Raw genomic sequence first — 14,737 nt, 5'->3', positions numbered from 1 at the left:
CTTTATATAATATTCGAATTTTAACGACCTTCCCATTCAAATTAGATCCGAACTTCGTAATCCCTTTCTATCAACTTTAAATATATTTCTCCCACGTATTATAAATGTCGAATAAAGCATTGGGGTTACGCTCTCCGTCTAGAACCAGATACATTTTATTCGTTACGATCATGATCACATCCATATCTGTTTCCTTAGTCAAACCAGTGATAACAAGACGATTTACGCTAATATAAGACTTTGGTTTAAAAACAATGCCTCAATCCAACCCACTATGATTACTTTTTACAACTTCCCTCGAATCTTTCCAAGAAATAATGTGCGTTTTTCCAATGGATCGTGAACGGTCCTACTGTCCCAAAACCTCTACAGAGACAGTCCGATATACTGTCCAAGCTAAATCCATAGTACCCTCCGGGCCCATTAATCGCTTCACCAAGTGCTATAAAATGTTGTAAAATCAGATATGTATTCGCCGTCTAAGGTGTAGACTTCTCCTCGTTTATCCAGTAAGTCCTCATGTAAAAAGCTCTAAAGATTCCAGCAAGAAGTCACGCTTATATTTGTTTTTATGATCATCCAACTTTCTTCTTATCAATTGTCTACATATGTCCTTTTGCGCCTTAGTAATTTTATCTTGCACGTTACTTATCAGTTGATAAGATTGTCTACTCGCTTCAAAGGTATCATCCAGTAAATCTACCAGCGCCACAACATGAGTAGATACATCAAAAAATTCTAAAGCATATAACAGTGTTCCTCTATTCCCCTTGGTCTTTGGATTTCTTAATAAGTCGATAAGAGGCAACACCGCTTCACTGTCTCCTAGATCAGCTAACGTAATGGCGATTACATTTCTTAGCAATACACTATCCGTCGTTACTAAATATTTCAATAATATTGGAGTGAATGTATGATCCAGCTTTTCACCCACATCCTCTATAATCTTTACCGCTTCCTTTAAATCTCCACTTTCTATGACTTCTTCTAAACGCATTTTGTTCATAGTTTACCAACCCACCTTATTACAATATATAGCAACTATCCAGTCTTAAAACAATTCAATAATTTACATATGATAACAATCCTATGTCTCTTTTGTATATAGCGAACATTGTCGAACCCCTAAAGAGATATCCACTCATTGATTTAAAATAAACAAAATGTTATATTGTCTATAAAATAATCATCATTTAATTGAGGTGTTTGCTAAAATGGATCATTCCGAACTATTCTGGAATGCTGGTATTGAAGAACTGAAGCGTGGATATATTCGCCAAGGAGAGCAGGTAATTTGCCTATTGGACGGACAGCGATTTGAGCAAGGCATCATATATCAGGATCAAGGGGTATTTTATGACGCGGAGAGGTACATGCGCCTTCATATTGAGCGCACGTATGGTTCGGTCTTTGACTATTTGATCGGCCTGGACAAAAAGCTGACTGGACTGACAGATCATCAGAATCGGTTGCTTCAGTTATTTTATCAAGGCATGGGTGATGCGGATATTCAAAAGGAAACCGGAATCGGTAGCGCATCCACCATACGTAATCATCGCTTTGGTCTCAAAGAAAAAGAACGGCAGGCCAAGGTATTTCTCACATTAATGGAGCTGCTAAAGGAGAAGGACCGTCACGCTCCCGCCATTGTAGAAGTACCCATAGGAGCACGGATGGTGGACGAACGCTACAACATTACAGAAGACGAAAAGCAAAAGGTACTCACGAAGTATTTTCCGAATGGTACAGACGGGCGCCTTAAGACCTTTAAAATGCAAGAAAAGCACAAGCTGATTGTGCTGTGTGAAATTGCGGGCCGTTTTGTAAAGGGACAAATATATCATGAGAAGGATATCAATGCGATTTTACAGGAAGTGTATGATGATTATGTCACGGTGCGAAGATATATGATTGAATACAGTCTGTTGGATCGCAAACCGGATGGCAGTGAATATTGGTTGAAGGAATCTTGAAGCTAGGCGCTTATGAAATCAGCATTTTGCATAATTCGGATCCCAACGCTCGTAGGTACAATATATAGACGAACTAAAGCGTTTCGATCTATACATTGTTGATTTGAAAATGCTCTTGGGATTTATGCAAAATGCTCAAATAGGAGGATTCGACAATGAATCGAAGAAAAGAACTGGTGCAGCAATACATGGAGATGAAGACAGAGGCAGGAATCTATTGCATTCGCAATACACATAATGGGAAAATTTTCGTCTCTTCCACACCGAATTTAAAGTCGCTGAATGGACGGCGTTTTGAGCTAAATATGGGTGGATTTAAGAATAAACAGCTACAACAGGAATGGAATGAGTACGGCGAAGATTCGTTTGAATTTGAAGTGCTGGACGTTTTGAAGAAAAAGGAATCAGCGTTCTTTGATGTCAAAGATGCACTAGCAAAGCTGGAGCAGACCTGGCTTGATCGACTCCAGCCTTACGGGGACAAAGGGTATTTGTAAACTAAACTTACCGATTCACGGGATGCTCTTCCCGAAGGTATCCAAAAATAACAGCGTCGACAAATTGACCCTTTTCATAAAAATAGTCTCTCAGGTGACCCTCTTTAGTAAAGCCACTTTTGAGTAGCAGCCGTTTGGAGCCTTCGTTATCTGGATCAATGAAGGCTTCTATACGGTGAACCTTCGGCAATTGAAAGCCATAATTCACGACCACCTTCATCGCCTCTGTCATCAGACCTTGCCGCCAATATTCCGGTGCCAGCTCATAGCCGATTTCAATACGGGAGTGCTCCTTGTGCCAGTTATGAAATCCAATTGTACCCACGATCCGCTCAGGAGCTTCTTTTAACGTAATCCCCCAACGAAAGCCCTCTTGCTTCTCATATCTGGTTAGCATCGAACGAATAAATTTTTCGGCTTGCTCTACCTCTGTAAAGCTTTCCAAGTCGTAATATTGTGTGACCTCATCCTTGGAGAAATAACCGAACACATCCTCCGCATCCCCTACTGTAAGCTGTCTTAAACGAAGCCGATCGGTTTCTAAAACCGGAAACGTTTCCATTGCCATGATCTATCTCCTCCTTCACATCGAAGAACCCTATCTTATCAGCCACCAGCCAATCCCAACTATCACTCCATTGATGAAGAATAATGCAATACATGCTCTCCACTTGCTGATTCCACTTGTTTGAAAAAAACCTGTTACTTTACTACGACACATGAACAATGTAAACAACAAATTCCAAATAATACGCATACCATATTTTACGTAGTATAAAGCAGGGTTTAACTGTACACCGCCCAACGTTGGAGGGACATCCGGAATAAACAGAATTGCACACGTATAACGCATGGTCTCATATGTAAAATAAAATACTGCCAGCCACCAAGCCCACTTCTTACCAAATAACATGCCGATACCGGCAGTCGTCCCTGCCATACCGAGTAACGCGATAAATCCTTGAAACATGCCTCTACAAATGCCTACTAACGTAGAAGCCTCATTTAATGCATTAAGCGTCAATAGCTGGGTCACCAACAAAAGTGCTCCATTAAAGATCAATAAAATGGCTGAAATGCTTACACCTAAAGGTCGTTCGAAAACCACGTTGGTTACATAATCTTCTACTTCTTTTTTCGTATACAGATCTGACACTTCTTCTACACTCCTAACCCAATTATATACATCCATTTTCGGGCGGGTATAATAACAGTATGTTCTCGCCTCATTCCCATATATCGGCTTTTAGGAAAATATGGTTTAATCTTCCCTAAAATTCAGTTATCCGTAGGCTAATCATTATTATTCAGTGCAGCCATGCTGCTAATGATCATCCTCTATGGTGTCAAATTAGCTTCATGAGAATTTCTATCATCAACTGAATCCCAAATAGAGTAATATCTATCCTTATACTACCATTCCAAGAAGGAATCTGACAAATGAATGGATGGACTACTACTAGCGCTTATGAATGTATACGCGTTATTTTCGTGGCCCTGTAACCTTCAGATGACTGGATATATTCTACTTGATAACCCATTCGGGCATCCAAAAGCCCTTCCATAAATGGAAGGCACGGACTGTAAATAAAACTCCCTCCTGGCCGAATGGCTCTAAGCAATTCCATATATTTGCGAGCGTACTCATGAATATTACCATCTGCCTTCAGATGATGATGTATAAAATGATTGGAGAATGCCATATGTGAAACGATCGTTCCCCATGTGCGTTCCCCAAAGGTGGTCTCTAACCAATCTCCTTGAGTGACCCAACCTTCTGTTTCAGCCAACCGATCTGTTCCGTAAGCCTCAATTCCACAGGCACGTAAATAAGTAACCAACCGTGCCTCAGATCCGCAACCAACATCTAGAACAGGCTCTTGCAAACGAGCAATGTCCAATCCTAGCAGATTGGCTTGCAACTCCGGCGTATATTCCTCACATGGTATCCAAAAGGTATACTCACACTCTGCATACTTAGCAAACATTTCACGTCCGTTGGTACGAGTTAAAAAATCTCTCAAATGCCCGTAATGCTGCTGAAGCAGTAAGTCCAAGGTTGCTCTATCTATACATTTCTTCTGGAACAGGTTCTCAATCCGGGTGAAAAGTCGATCATACAGCTCCGTAAGCTCCCTCACATGAGCTGTGTGAAAATGTAGATATTGATTGGTATTTACAAACTGGGACAGTATTTTAGCCGCTACATCCGTCACAAAAGCGTTATACATATGCTGGCGCTTCAAGCCTTGAAGCATGAGGATCAGTTCTGAGCTTCTCTGCGTCAGCCAGTACGTCATTTCCGTTGAAGGTCCTAACAGAACAGAACCCTCACGCATATAAAATAAACTCCGATGCTGATTGTACAGGAGTTGACCGTTAATAAGTTTATGAAGTTGAGCGACTGTCATTCTCGCTTCCTCCTTAAGATCCAGAACATTAAAGCCCTACCCAAGCCTAAACAATGTTATCTTTGGGTAGGGCCAGCTTATTTTCTAAGTATACCATGGCTATGGAAATAATGTTTTATTGCGAATCTTCCACCTGTACATAAGAGGATAAAGGAATATTCAGCTCACGTATTCCCTGAGCTACCAGCCGAGCTATTTGCTCCGCACCATATTCCTGAAAATGAGTATCATCCTTCACTCCATCAGGAAATGCAGGATACACCCCTGGCTCCACATGCAAAAATAACGGGAGTGTTCCTTCCAGTCCAAGTGTATCATAGTACGCTACACTCAAGCGGCTAAGATCGACCAGTGCAACATTTGTCTCCGATGCTGTTTCCTTCATGGCCTGCACATATTCCGGGAAACTAATCCGAAACGAGGCACTTGCCGCATCATAATCCCGGCGGCCAACAGGAGTAATTAGCACAGGTGTTGCACCGCGTTGGATGGCTCCTTGAATGTAGGTTTTTAAGTAAACTTTGTAATCCGTGGGTGAAACATAACGCTCTTGGTTGTTGATCGCGGCATCATTATGCCCAAACTGTATGAGCAGATAATCTCCTGGACGGATATTGCGTAAAATATCATCTAACCGCCCTTGTACCAGAAAGGTTTTCGTGCTTCGTCCACCAATAGAACGGTTCACAAAAATAGGCTCATCTGTGAAGAACGGAGCAATCATTTGCCCCCAGCCCGCCTGAGGCTTCATCGCGGATTTATAGGTTTGAACCGTAGAATCTCCCGCAAGGTATACCGAAGGACGTTCTCCAGCCGTTCGAGCATCCTTAGGGGTAATAACCAAAGCGTTAATCTTCGCTTCATTACCTGAGAAATACAATTCGAGCTGACCGTCGATGAGTGCAAGTTCAAATCCAACCTCGATAAATTGTCCTGCTGTTTTGGCAGTAGGTTCTACCTTGACGATGGACTCGGCTTTAACCGTAATGTCTGTGTTTCCGGCAATATCTCCGGCAATCAGGGAAAGCGTGTAATCCGCAGGTGGTAAATTGACAACAAAGGATGATCCTTGAACACGAACAAAATCTGAGCGTATAGCATCACTTCCACCACGATCTTCTTCATTCACTTTGGAAAGATCGGTAAATCCATAGCCTCGCTCAGGCGTGTAAACATCATTGGCAGTGACTTGGGTGTAGCCGTCAGCTACGTTGCCGGGGCCAAAGTCAAATCGAAGAGGCGCCGCAAGCTGTCTTTCGGCCAGTGCCTGCCCCGGGATAAGTATGGTTGCAAACAATAAGCTGAACCCTGCGCATAATCCAATCATCTTACCGAACAACCTGTGACGCTTTCCCTTTTGTTTCAAGCGCAACCCTCGCTTTTCAGATTATTTGGGTGGTTTGTCATCTTCTATACGTGTATTGCTCCCCGCTAGCTTTTGACAGCCTTGGTCCAGCGTCCAGGATACCACAATGCCAACCGTATACCTGATCAGATCCGCAGCCAGGAACCCTTTCCCAAGCACCAAGCCGCCCAGCGTCGTTGCCCGAATGTGGTTAATCCAGGGAGCCTGATACATCTGGCTGAACTCAATGGCGAAGCAAAACAGCAAGCTGCCCCACAGGGCTACGGACAATTGACGATTCACCCACAACATTCTCAGCCCAAAATAAATCATGCACGCCCACAAGGCATCCCCAAAGTGATTAGCAACAAATTCAGGCAACCGGGAGGAGAAGACTCGGCTTCCCAAACCCAACAAAATCGTGGCCAGCACAGCAACTAGGTACGCAGCGCGGGCCTTCCAGCGGAATTTCGCCTTTATTTCCCGATTGGTCTTCATGCTGACACTCTTACGAACGCTCCTCATGCTAAATCACCTGTCCTAATGCTGGGACATCTTCGCCAAGCTGATGGAAATTCGTAAAGCATCCTCTCTTGGATAGCGCTTGCAAGATTGCTGAACCTTTTGCTGATGTCATATTGTATGCACACCAACTTGTCTGTATTTTTCATAATATAATTAATCATAATGAGCCTCCGTAATATCGTACAAACGTATCAGCAACTTCCAAACTGTTCATGTGAGGATACTAAAATTCAATACCACGCACCTTGGCAAAAACCATTTGGTGTGCCATGCTTCCCTTTTCATCGTACTCGACGTTTCTTAAAATCCCCTCCAGTGTAAAACCTGCACGTTCCGCTACCTTGGCGCTGCGCGTATTTCTGGAATCACAACGAATCTCCAACCGATTGGCATGCAAATGCTGTATGGCAAAATCCGTAATACCGTGCACGGCCTCTGTTATAATGCCTTTTCCAGTCCATGATGTTCTGAGCCAATACCCAATTTCAAATCTTCGTGCTTCCCAATCAATACGATGCAGACCGCTGCTGGCTACAAATTCTCCCGAAACCGTATCAAATATATACAACATCATATCAGACCGATCCAGAAATTTAAGTCTGGCTTGGCGCGAACGGATTTCAGATTCCTCTGCCGTAGGAAGATTTCTTGCAAACGGAAGCCAAGGCCGCAGTTCATTCGCACTTTCTCGCATCGCCTCATTGACTGCCGCTCCATCCCCCCACTGCGGGGCGCGTATGGTCAATCGCTCCGTCTGGAATTGGTCAGGGAACGATAAGAGAATGGGATTCGGTTGCTGCTCCATACTCATGATGCACCCTCCTCCTTATTCGTTGAATAACTGCGACGATCCAGCCAACCTGTGATTTCACGCAAACTCCCAATCTGGTAGTCCGGTACAATGCCCGTTTCCTGCCACGTCATAAAGCCTTCCAGCCAGATGGTATGCAATCCTGCACTTTGTGCACCACGAATATCATTTGTCGGGTGATCGCCTACATAACAGGCATGGCCGGGATCGACAATGCCCAGCTCATTCAGAGCCAACTCGAAAATTCGAGGATTAGGCTTCTGGATATTGACGCCGCCTGATACGATAATAGAATCCACATAATCCCTCAGCATAACTCGGTCGATTTTCGCTTGCTGCGTGCGGAGTGAGCCGTTGGTAATAATACCAAGCTTCAAGCCACGGGACCGCAGTTCGGACAATACTTCCTTGGCCCCGTCCATCAACACCGTAAACTTATGAAATTCACTATACCAAAAGCCCAGCATCTCTTGTACTGACGTATGGGGATTTTTCAGTTCCAAATCTGCATGCAGCTCGGTATACAGTTCCTTCTTATCCCGGTATCCGTCCTGATCCGCCAATCGTATCTGTTCAACGACAGCCGCGCGGATCGCGGGTTCTTCTGCCACAATAAATCGTTCTATAAAGCGCTCTGTATATGCCGCAAACGCCTGTTTACGATGAATAAGAGTATTATCCAGATCAAAAATGATTGCTTCTATGGACATAAATAGCTCCCTTCCTTCATCCTTTTGCACTGATTAGGCTGAAACAAACTGAATAATTCCGATTAGAAATAAAAGAAAAAAAATAGACAAGAAAATAATGATCATGTACTTCAAGATTCTCTTGGAGGTCGACTTTTGTTCTAATTTGGTCTCGATCTGGGTCAACCTTTCTTTGATTTCTTCCAAATCCTGCTCCACCTTCACATCATGCTCCCCTTCCCTCGTTTCGACTTATTCATCTTCCTGACACTCACTCACACAAGTTGCTCCAAAAACGCACTTTTTTTACGGCACTAAAATCAATTTGTTCATAAGGCTTCTCCCCAAATTCCAGCTTGAAATACTCCTGCAAACATTCCCCATACACGATAATATCCGTTTGATATACGGAAAATACCGGATTTCCTTCTTCAGATGGCTGCTCTGGGATATATCGATGTCCGTTGATTGGGATTAGCTTGGGCACACGTAAAAACTCACGTTTACATATATCAACAGCTTCCGCCGAATCTGTCGGTTTTTCGCCCCATTCGGGAGGCCAGAATATATGCTGCTCTACATCAAAAATCATACCTTCCAGCGGCCAATTCAACCTTTGCCGGATTACACCCATCCGCTGTGGTGACGTATCTCTCCAAGGGATAAAGCTTTTACCGATGGGAAGAACACTCATCAGAAGCTCCCTCAAATCGGGCGGGAAGTGAATATCATACCTGCCTTCGACGTCGGTAATCTCCTGCATGGATAAGCCTGGAGCTAGGGTCACATCGTGTTTACGTAATAAATCTATGATATAAGCGATATCCATCTCTTATCGACTCCTCAGCAGCTAGCGCGCTCGGTATCCATGATCATCATATGTACTTCTTTCTAGTGTAGTTCAATAGGAAAAGAAATCCAAGACCTATCCGCAATACATTGCTGAATAAGCTTGGATTATATGAGAGTCCTTCATTAGAATGTATGACTTCTATGCTTGCTGTCCGTTCACCTGAATATCTACGGATACTTGCTGTCCCAACCAAACTCGCATGCGATTCCACGAAAAAACCTGCTCCATGTGAAATACACCATATGGAAGTTCTGAACGGTACAGGGCGAGCGCTGCAAAGACGGATGCCTTAGCGGTTAATTCAGACTGGTGGTGACCCCTTAGCCGGCATTCGACCTTCGTCTCCTTGCCATTGAGAATTCCTCGAGCATCTACCTTCACCGCTATAGCATTCCCTCCTAGATGTACCTTGCCAAAGCTGCGAACCACCGCATCACGCACGGTTTGCTGTCGGAGTAGACCTGATACTCCTATCGTTCGAAGTCCTGCCAGAAGCCGGGTGGTCAGGCGCGAATCGAAGCAAAGGCGTGTGCTAACCGTAGGAACTTTGAGCGTACGAGGAAGTGTCTGCTGATCCGAAAAAGGGAATCGATACGCCCGATGACGACCCACTCCTGCACCAAAATCTGCTACTTTGCCATCGGTAAAGCTTTTTCGAGTCACAGGACGTCCCTGTTCTATAACCTCTAAATCGGCATGAATCTGATCTACTGTCCACTCAATGGCAGCCTGACCGTGTCGATCCCCCAAGCCTAGCATCAAAGATATATTCAACTCATCCGTCTGATCCATGAGCTGTGTCGCTTGCAGTGCCAACAGATTGGTCAGTCCCGGAGCTAATCCTACACTTAACAAGGCTGTGGCCTGATAATCTCGGGCCTCCTGATGACACTGCTCCACCTGACTCAAAAAGTCCGCATTCGCGGTAATATCCATGTAATGCACCCCATGTCGAAGACAGGCACGTACCAAGGCCGTATTGTCCTGATCCAGACACATGATCACCAATTTGGCTTGCTCTAATATCGACGGGTCCATCAGCTCATGAATATTAAGCTGCAAAGGCCGTATCTTACCATGCGATTGTTGGCTAAATTCAGTGGCCCGCTCCAGGCTACGACCTGCGGCAAATACCTTGCCGGGAAACATTTCACTTAACTCCGTGCATACCATTTTTCCAACATGGCCATACCCACCAATAATGATGATGTTATCCTTTGTCATAAGCCGTCTCTCCCTTTTTAACCGCAAACCATGCGTTTACTAAAAAAGCGCCATAATACCGGGTGATGTGGGTAAAACCCGCATCTATCAACAGTTCCTGTATTGCCGCATTGGATACCGGGTTTGACTCACGACCGATGGAAGCAGAGAATCGTTCCCAATCCTCCAGCGAAATGCCTTGACTTAGCATATGACCTTTCCACGCCTGCATTTGGATGGTAAAAGAAGGATCCTGCGGATTCCCATTAATAGAAGCTAGACAAAAAGGCGCACCTGGCTTGAGTCGAGCGGATATCTGACGTAGCAATGCCTGTTTACTTTCCAAGTTCTGAAGAAAATGAAGCACCAGCAGGCAGGTTGCAGCGTCATAGAACGGTCCTCTGGATGACTCTTCCAACGTACCTGCAACAAACGATATTGTTGAACTGATGCCCGCATGTGTCACACGCTTACGTGCCAAATCCAGCATGTGCTCAGAGGGATCTACTGCCGTAAAGGACCATGCTTCATGGCGCTCTCCGAGCGTAATCAATTCCTGGCCGCCTCCAGCTCCGACAATTAGCACATTTGGATCTATATTTCGAATATGAGCTTGTGCCTCAAGCTGTGCGGTTATCAAACCGTCTGTCATCTCGTACAAATGAGCATATCCAGGTATTTTTAAAGCAATCGTATCCGCGTACTTGTGCACATTCGGATGATTCCAGCTCATAGGTTGATTTGAGTCCGTATTTCCAATAGGGGTATGTTTCATATGTGCTTTCCTCCAATCATTTAGCCTTGATCTTCCCAGGCCATTCGTTTATTGTAGATTTAATTAAGAATCATTCTCAATTATAAAGACAATACGAATATCCACCATCCCATAAATGTGGGATTTAATAATCGCGCTTGAGAATCTCCAGCTTTCTCGATAGGAGTAAATGATGAACGCACACTACAAGCACACCCTAATCAACCGCTTGCGCACTCAGGTTACTTTCGATGCGGCTTGCTGTACCTCGGTAGATCCGCGTACGCTGCTCTCCACAGGGGCATTTACAGAGTCGGGTGTGGAGGACATTCATAACAAACTGCTAGAATACGAATACCTGCACGACGATATGATGAAATATGATCAGTTGGTGCGAGAAGGACAATCTGTAGCGACGCTACATGGGTCTACACAAGGCCAACCGGATCAGAGCACACGATATAGAGATGTTTTGCAACCCGCCGGATTCGGGGACGAGCTACGTGTTCCGTTTATGTACAAAGGGAGCTGTTGGGGATTTCTTACGTTGTTCCGTCATCACGGAAAGCCTGTATTTAGCGTGGAAGAGCAACAACTGCTTGAAACGTTAGCGCCGTCCATAGCCTACCATTTGCGTCAGGCCAGTGTAGGTTTATCTTCAGCCCCTGCCATGATCACGGAAAATGAACTTGAGCCAGGAGTTCTAATGCTTTCCGATAAGCTAGAACCGATCTCGTCCAATACAGTAGCAGTACAGTGGCTAAAGCTGCTTCGGCAGCAGGAGGGAATCCATGAAGACGGCCTTCCGGCTCCTGTCCGGGCGGTATGCTTGCGAGCGCTATCCACTGCCACTGCACCAGCACGACTATGTATCCCTTCCGCAGACGCAGGAACCCCATGGGTAACCATCAGAGCCACCCTTCTGCAAGGCGGACAGAAGCATACGGGCCAGAAGCAGCTAGCCGTATGGTTTGAGGCTGCTAAAGCAACTGACATGCTACCGCTTATGGCCGAGGTGTACTCATGGTCCGAACGAGAGAGACAAATTGTCCAACTCATTGTTCAGGGCTTTTCGACCAAGGAGCTGGCCAGCGCACTTCATATTACTGCCTACACGGTGCAGGATCATCTGAAAGCGATTTTCTTGAAAACAGATGTAAGCAGCCGTCGTGAGCTAGTATGGAAGGTATATTCCAGATTCAATTAACCTATGTAAAAAAGACAGATGACCCGATTAGGGATCATCTGTCTTTGCATCACTGCTCTATTGGAATGCCAGAGCCTTATTTCTTCGAAGAGGAGTTCGTATCATCGTATGACACTGGTGAGGGCTTCGCAATCCATTCATCAGCCTCAGGCTCGATATCCACGCCATTTTCCAGCTTCGTTTTCTCCATCAAGGAATCTCCGTCCTCGTCCTTCTTGTTGCGGATTTTCGCTTCGTCTTGAGTGTGGTCGCTCATGTTGATTCCTCCTTTTTTAATTTCATCTGATGGTTGTACCTTACTCATAATTACCCATTGCTGTCCTGTACAAACCTCTATACGATCAGATGACCTTTTTTCTCCGCCGGTCCAATGGTCGCCTCAATGCCAGCATTAAACTCCAGAAAGTCACTTTCTACTCCATCACTGAAAATAACTCCGTTTTCCGGCATCTGCGATGCAATCCGTAACGGTTTTTCGGCTGCTACCTGGCCAAACACGAGATCCGCAGCAGTCGTTCGACTGGGGAATGGTTCTCTCACCGTAAAATAAAGCGATGGCGAACTCCAGGTTGCACGATGATCATGACTCATTCCGTCTGCTGTCCCTTCCTGACTGAAGGCTGCACCGGGCATCAGTTGGCCTGGAGTCAGCGAGATTGGATGCTGTGTAGCACTGCCGACAATTCCGGCCGCTCCAGCCAACACACTAGTCAGCCAACCTGTCGCTCCCAACCCGGTTGAAACGATAATGCCGCTGGAGGATTGCTGCTCAACCTGATCCTCCAGCCTTAGCTCATATCTCGCGGAGACATGAGTTTTGCGCCCAATGAACAAATCATTTACAGCATACAAGGATTGTCCATCATTTAATTGGGCCTTAGCCAGCGTAACTTCCTTAATTGGCCGTCTGTGCACAAACACATCCGGCACTACCCAGCGCAGGTCGGATACGGTAAACGGCAGCAATGCCCCGTCCCAGCGCAATGGATCTGGATTCACACCGATAAGCGGCTGCTCTGTCAAATATTTTAATGTGTTGGCTACCAGCCCATCCTGACCCAGCACCACCACTGTATCCTGCTCACCAAAAATAAAGTTCGGCACATGCTCCCGCTCCACAATCTGAACACGTCCCAAGGCCGTTAACTCCGACGTTGCCGTTGCCACCGCCCTGCGGTAATTTTCGTCCTCCAGCACATAATCACTGAAATCCGCACCCAGCCGTTCCATAAAGAAGCGAGCCTGCTGTACTGTATTGTATCGGACAATCAGTTCTTCCAGTCGCGTTTTACGTTTCACCAAAATGATCTTCTGCTCTGTCATTCGGCTGCTCATCGTGTTCTTCCTCCAGACCCTCTCGATCCTGCTGATCCGCTTGCTCCCGTATCTGACATGAGACCTTGCAGCAGATCCGGCGTAATATTTAGCTGACCGATTTTTCCTGCATTTTCTGCAAGCTCCTGGAATGCAATCGCAATTAGTTTATCCGGGCTCATATCCATGTTAGCCATAGCTTGAAGTACGTTCGGTTCAACATCCTGCAACGATTTCATGACGGCTGTCAGCTCATAGGCCTTGGCATCGGCTTCTGCCTTTTTATTCGTGACGGTCAGCTCAATCAGCTCGCGTTTTTTCTCCTCCAAGGCCGTGTCAAATCGTAGCTGCTCCTCTTTCATCTCGCTTTGCTTTTGCTTCACAGAACGCTCGGCATCGAGTTGAGTTTCGCGGATTTGTTTCTTTTTCGTCTCCACTGCAATCTCAGTGTTCAGCTCGTTTTCCTTCACACGCCGCTCTTGCTCAATAGATGCATTACGACGCTCATACAAAGCATGATCCGCGTTGCGAAGAATCTCTTCCCTCGCTTGAGCCTCCAGCGCTCTCATCGTCTCCTTATTAGGTAGAATCGCCAAAATCGACAGCCCCATAACCTCAATGCCGAGCTTTTCCATTTCCGTATGCTGAGCAATATCCTTCGTCATGTTTTGGGCCAGACGTTCACTGGACTGAACAGCTTCTTTGAGCGGGACACGCTCCAAATACTTTTTGGTAAGCACCTTGGCAATGTTAATCACCCGTTGGGCCAGCTTGCTTGGATCATCGGAAATGTAACATCGTTCCTTCAAGTCATACGTATAGTTTAAAATCTGCGTCGTTCTCCGGTAATCCACAATTCGATAAGTCAGTTGCCCCTGTACCGTCACCGCCTGAAAATCATTCGTCATGTCCTCAAACATGAACGGCGCATCAATGGAAGAGACGGGCACGACAACAACCGAGGTGGTCGGGGCGTAGTAATAAAAGGATAATCCAACACCCTCCCGAACCACCTTCCCGTTTTTCACCTTCATCACATATTCACTGGGCTGAAATTTAACAAAATTAAATCCAAACATAGCCGCTTCCTCGCTTTCTTTACAGTTTATATTATTTTGTTATTATCATTTTGTTATTATCAATAAAATAACACAC

Annotated in this window: 19 protein-coding genes; 3 read left to right on the top strand and 16 right to left on the bottom strand. The window is 45.3% G+C overall.

Going from position 1 to position 14,737, the window contains the following annotated elements; genetic code table 11:
* Positions 1–278 precede the first annotated feature (278 nt).
* The gene (locus MKY98_RS27050; protein WP_245231549.1) at positions 279–395 is read right to left on the bottom strand and encodes a hypothetical protein; all 117 of its coding nucleotides are present in this window, start codon (positions 393–395) and stop codon (positions 279–281) included.
* A gap of 122 nt (positions 396–517) precedes the next feature.
* A complete protein-coding gene (locus tag MKY98_RS07315) occupies positions 518–1,006 on the bottom strand; it encodes a hypothetical protein (protein WP_069012066.1) in 489 nt (162 codons plus the stop codon).
* Positions 1,007–1,214: 208 nt separating this feature from the next.
* Here MKY98_RS07315 and MKY98_RS07310 point away from each other — a divergent pair, with 208 nt between their 5' ends.
* On the top strand, positions 1,215–1,973 hold the full coding sequence (locus MKY98_RS07310) for a DUF2087 domain-containing protein (RefSeq protein ID WP_069012064.1): 759 nt from the start codon (positions 1,215–1,217) through the stop codon (positions 1,971–1,973).
* Positions 1,974–2,128: 155 nt separating this feature from the next.
* Complete coding sequence (locus MKY98_RS07305; RefSeq protein WP_069012063.1) at positions 2,129–2,470, top strand: GIY-YIG nuclease family protein; 342 nt, start codon at positions 2,129–2,131, stop codon at positions 2,468–2,470.
* 7 nt (positions 2,471–2,477) lie between these two features.
* Here the strand turns inward: MKY98_RS07305 and MKY98_RS07300 are convergent, their stop codons facing one another.
* From MKY98_RS07300 to MKY98_RS07250, 11 genes are all read right to left on the bottom strand, one after another.
* Entirely contained in the window at positions 2,478–3,038 is a 561-nt protein-coding gene (locus tag MKY98_RS07300) for a GNAT family N-acetyltransferase (RefSeq protein WP_069012061.1), read from the bottom strand.
* A gap of 30 nt (positions 3,039–3,068) precedes the next feature.
* Complete coding sequence (locus MKY98_RS07295; RefSeq protein WP_069012059.1) at positions 3,069–3,626, bottom strand: hypothetical protein; 558 nt, start codon at positions 3,624–3,626, stop codon at positions 3,069–3,071.
* Positions 3,627–3,936: 310 nt separating this feature from the next.
* A complete protein-coding gene (locus MKY98_RS07290) occupies positions 3,937–4,881 on the bottom strand; it encodes a class I SAM-dependent methyltransferase (RefSeq protein ID WP_069012057.1) in 945 nt (314 codons plus the stop codon).
* Between the two features lie 115 nt (positions 4,882–4,996).
* Positions 4,997–6,208: a rhamnogalacturonan acetylesterase gene (locus MKY98_RS07285; RefSeq protein ID WP_069012055.1), complete on the bottom strand. Its 1,212-nt coding sequence runs from the start codon at positions 6,206–6,208 to the stop codon at positions 4,997–4,999.
* Positions 6,209–6,268: 60 nt separating this feature from the next.
* Positions 6,269–6,751 carry a ribosomal maturation YjgA family protein gene (locus MKY98_RS07280; protein ID WP_069012052.1) on the bottom strand — a complete coding sequence of 161 codons (483 nt, stop codon included), beginning with the start codon at positions 6,749–6,751 and terminating at the stop codon, positions 6,269–6,271.
* 223 nt (positions 6,752–6,974) lie between these two features.
* Positions 6,975–7,562, bottom strand: a complete 588-nt coding sequence (locus MKY98_RS07275; RefSeq protein ID WP_069012050.1) for a GNAT family N-acetyltransferase — start codon at positions 7,560–7,562, stop codon at positions 6,975–6,977.
* Positions 7,559–8,272, bottom strand: coding sequence for an HAD family hydrolase (locus MKY98_RS07270; RefSeq protein ID WP_069012048.1), 714 nt, complete (start codon positions 8,270–8,272; stop codon positions 7,559–7,561). Before MKY98_RS07270 ends, MKY98_RS07275 begins: the two co-directional genes overlap by 4 nt.
* 33 nt (positions 8,273–8,305) lie before the next feature.
* Positions 8,306–8,476, bottom strand: coding sequence for a hypothetical protein (locus MKY98_RS07265; RefSeq protein WP_176715740.1), 171 nt, complete (start codon positions 8,474–8,476; stop codon positions 8,306–8,308).
* A 46-nt stretch (positions 8,477–8,522) separates the two neighbouring features.
* On the bottom strand, positions 8,523–9,080 hold the full coding sequence (locus tag MKY98_RS07260; RefSeq protein ID WP_069012046.1) for a hypothetical protein: 558 nt from the start codon (positions 9,078–9,080) through the stop codon (positions 8,523–8,525).
* A 162-nt stretch (positions 9,081–9,242) separates the two neighbouring features.
* Positions 9,243–10,328: a saccharopine dehydrogenase family protein gene (locus MKY98_RS07255; protein ID WP_069012044.1), complete on the bottom strand. Its 1,086-nt coding sequence runs from the start codon at positions 10,326–10,328 to the stop codon at positions 9,243–9,245.
* Positions 10,315–11,082 (bottom strand): class I SAM-dependent methyltransferase, encoded by a 768-nt coding sequence (locus tag MKY98_RS07250; RefSeq protein WP_069012043.1) that lies wholly within the window; start codon positions 11,080–11,082, stop codon positions 10,315–10,317. Before MKY98_RS07250 ends, MKY98_RS07255 begins: the two co-directional genes overlap by 14 nt.
* 172 nt (positions 11,083–11,254) lie before the next feature.
* On the opposite strand from MKY98_RS07250, the gene MKY98_RS07245 reads away from it, so the two are divergent.
* A complete protein-coding gene (locus MKY98_RS07245; protein WP_245231548.1) occupies positions 11,255–12,268 on the top strand; it encodes a LuxR C-terminal-related transcriptional regulator in 1,014 nt (337 codons plus the stop codon).
* A 76-nt stretch (positions 12,269–12,344) separates the two neighbouring features.
* Here the strand turns inward: MKY98_RS07245 and MKY98_RS07240 are convergent, their stop codons facing one another.
* The 3 genes from MKY98_RS07240 to MKY98_RS07230 all read right to left on the bottom strand — a co-directional run bounded on the left by MKY98_RS07240 (position 12,345) and on the right by MKY98_RS07230 (position 14,661).
* Entirely contained in the window at positions 12,345–12,524 is a 180-nt protein-coding gene (locus MKY98_RS07240) for a hypothetical protein (protein WP_013309345.1), read from the bottom strand.
* 77 nt (positions 12,525–12,601) lie between these two features.
* Positions 12,602–13,603, bottom strand: a complete 1,002-nt coding sequence (locus tag MKY98_RS07235) for a sugar kinase (RefSeq protein WP_069012041.1) — start codon at positions 13,601–13,603, stop codon at positions 12,602–12,604.
* Positions 13,600–14,661: an SPFH domain-containing protein gene (locus MKY98_RS07230; RefSeq protein ID WP_069012040.1), complete on the bottom strand. Its 1,062-nt coding sequence runs from the start codon at positions 14,659–14,661 to the stop codon at positions 13,600–13,602. The genes MKY98_RS07235 and MKY98_RS07230 overlap by 4 nt, the downstream gene beginning before the upstream one ends.
* Positions 14,662–14,737: the final 76 nt, after the last annotated feature.

The organism is Paenibacillus sp. FSL M8-0228 (genome assembly GCF_038007385.1).
Lineage (GTDB): Bacteria > Bacillota > Bacilli > Paenibacillales > Paenibacillaceae > Paenibacillus > Paenibacillus polymyxa_D.
This window is presented reverse-complemented; position numbering and strand designations above follow the sequence as displayed.

Bases quoted from the DNA above. Each gene is read 5' to 3' on its own strand.
- MKY98_RS07315 (WP_069012066.1), bottom strand. From the start codon at position 1,006: ATGAACAAAATGCGTTTAGAAGAAGTCATAGAAAGTGGAGATTTAAAG.
- MKY98_RS07310 (WP_069012064.1), top strand. From the start codon at position 1,215: ATGGATCATTCCGAACTATTCTGGAATGCTGGTATTGAAGAACTGAAG.
- MKY98_RS07305 (WP_069012063.1), top strand. From the start codon at position 2,129: ATGAATCGAAGAAAAGAACTGGTGCAGCAATACATGGAGATGAAGACA.
- MKY98_RS07300 (WP_069012061.1), bottom strand. From the start codon at position 3,038: ATGGCAATGGAAACGTTTCCGGTTTTAGAAACCGATCGGCTTCGTTTA.
- MKY98_RS07290 (WP_069012057.1), bottom strand. From the start codon at position 4,881: ATGACAGTCGCTCAACTTCATAAACTTATTAACGGTCAACTCCTGTAC.
- MKY98_RS07285 (WP_069012055.1), bottom strand. From the start codon at position 6,208: ATGATTGGATTATGCGCAGGGTTCAGCTTATTGTTTGCAACCATACTT.
- MKY98_RS07280 (WP_069012052.1), bottom strand. From the start codon at position 6,751: ATGAGGAGCGTTCGTAAGAGTGTCAGCATGAAGACCAATCGGGAAATA.
- MKY98_RS07275 (WP_069012050.1), bottom strand. From the start codon at position 7,562: ATGAGTATGGAGCAGCAACCGAATCCCATTCTCTTATCGTTCCCTGAC.
- MKY98_RS07270 (WP_069012048.1), bottom strand. From the start codon at position 8,272: ATGTCCATAGAAGCAATCATTTTTGATCTGGATAATACTCTTATTCAT.
- MKY98_RS07260 (WP_069012046.1), bottom strand. From the start codon at position 9,080: ATGGATATCGCTTATATCATAGATTTATTACGTAAACACGATGTGACC.
- MKY98_RS07255 (WP_069012044.1), bottom strand. From the start codon at position 10,328: ATGACAAAGGATAACATCATCATTATTGGTGGGTATGGCCATGTTGGA.
- MKY98_RS07250 (WP_069012043.1), bottom strand. From the start codon at position 11,082: ATGAAACATACCCCTATTGGAAATACGGACTCAAATCAACCTATGAGC.
- MKY98_RS07245 (WP_245231548.1), top strand. From the start codon at position 11,255: ATGAACGCACACTACAAGCACACCCTAATCAACCGCTTGCGCACTCAG.
- MKY98_RS07240 (WP_013309345.1), bottom strand. From the start codon at position 12,524: ATGAGCGACCACACTCAAGACGAAGCGAAAATCCGCAACAAGAAGGAC.
- MKY98_RS07235 (WP_069012041.1), bottom strand. From the start codon at position 13,603: ATGAGCAGCCGAATGACAGAGCAGAAGATCATTTTGGTGAAACGTAAA.
- MKY98_RS07230 (WP_069012040.1), bottom strand. From the start codon at position 14,661: ATGTTTGGATTTAATTTTGTTAAATTTCAGCCCAGTGAATATGTGATG.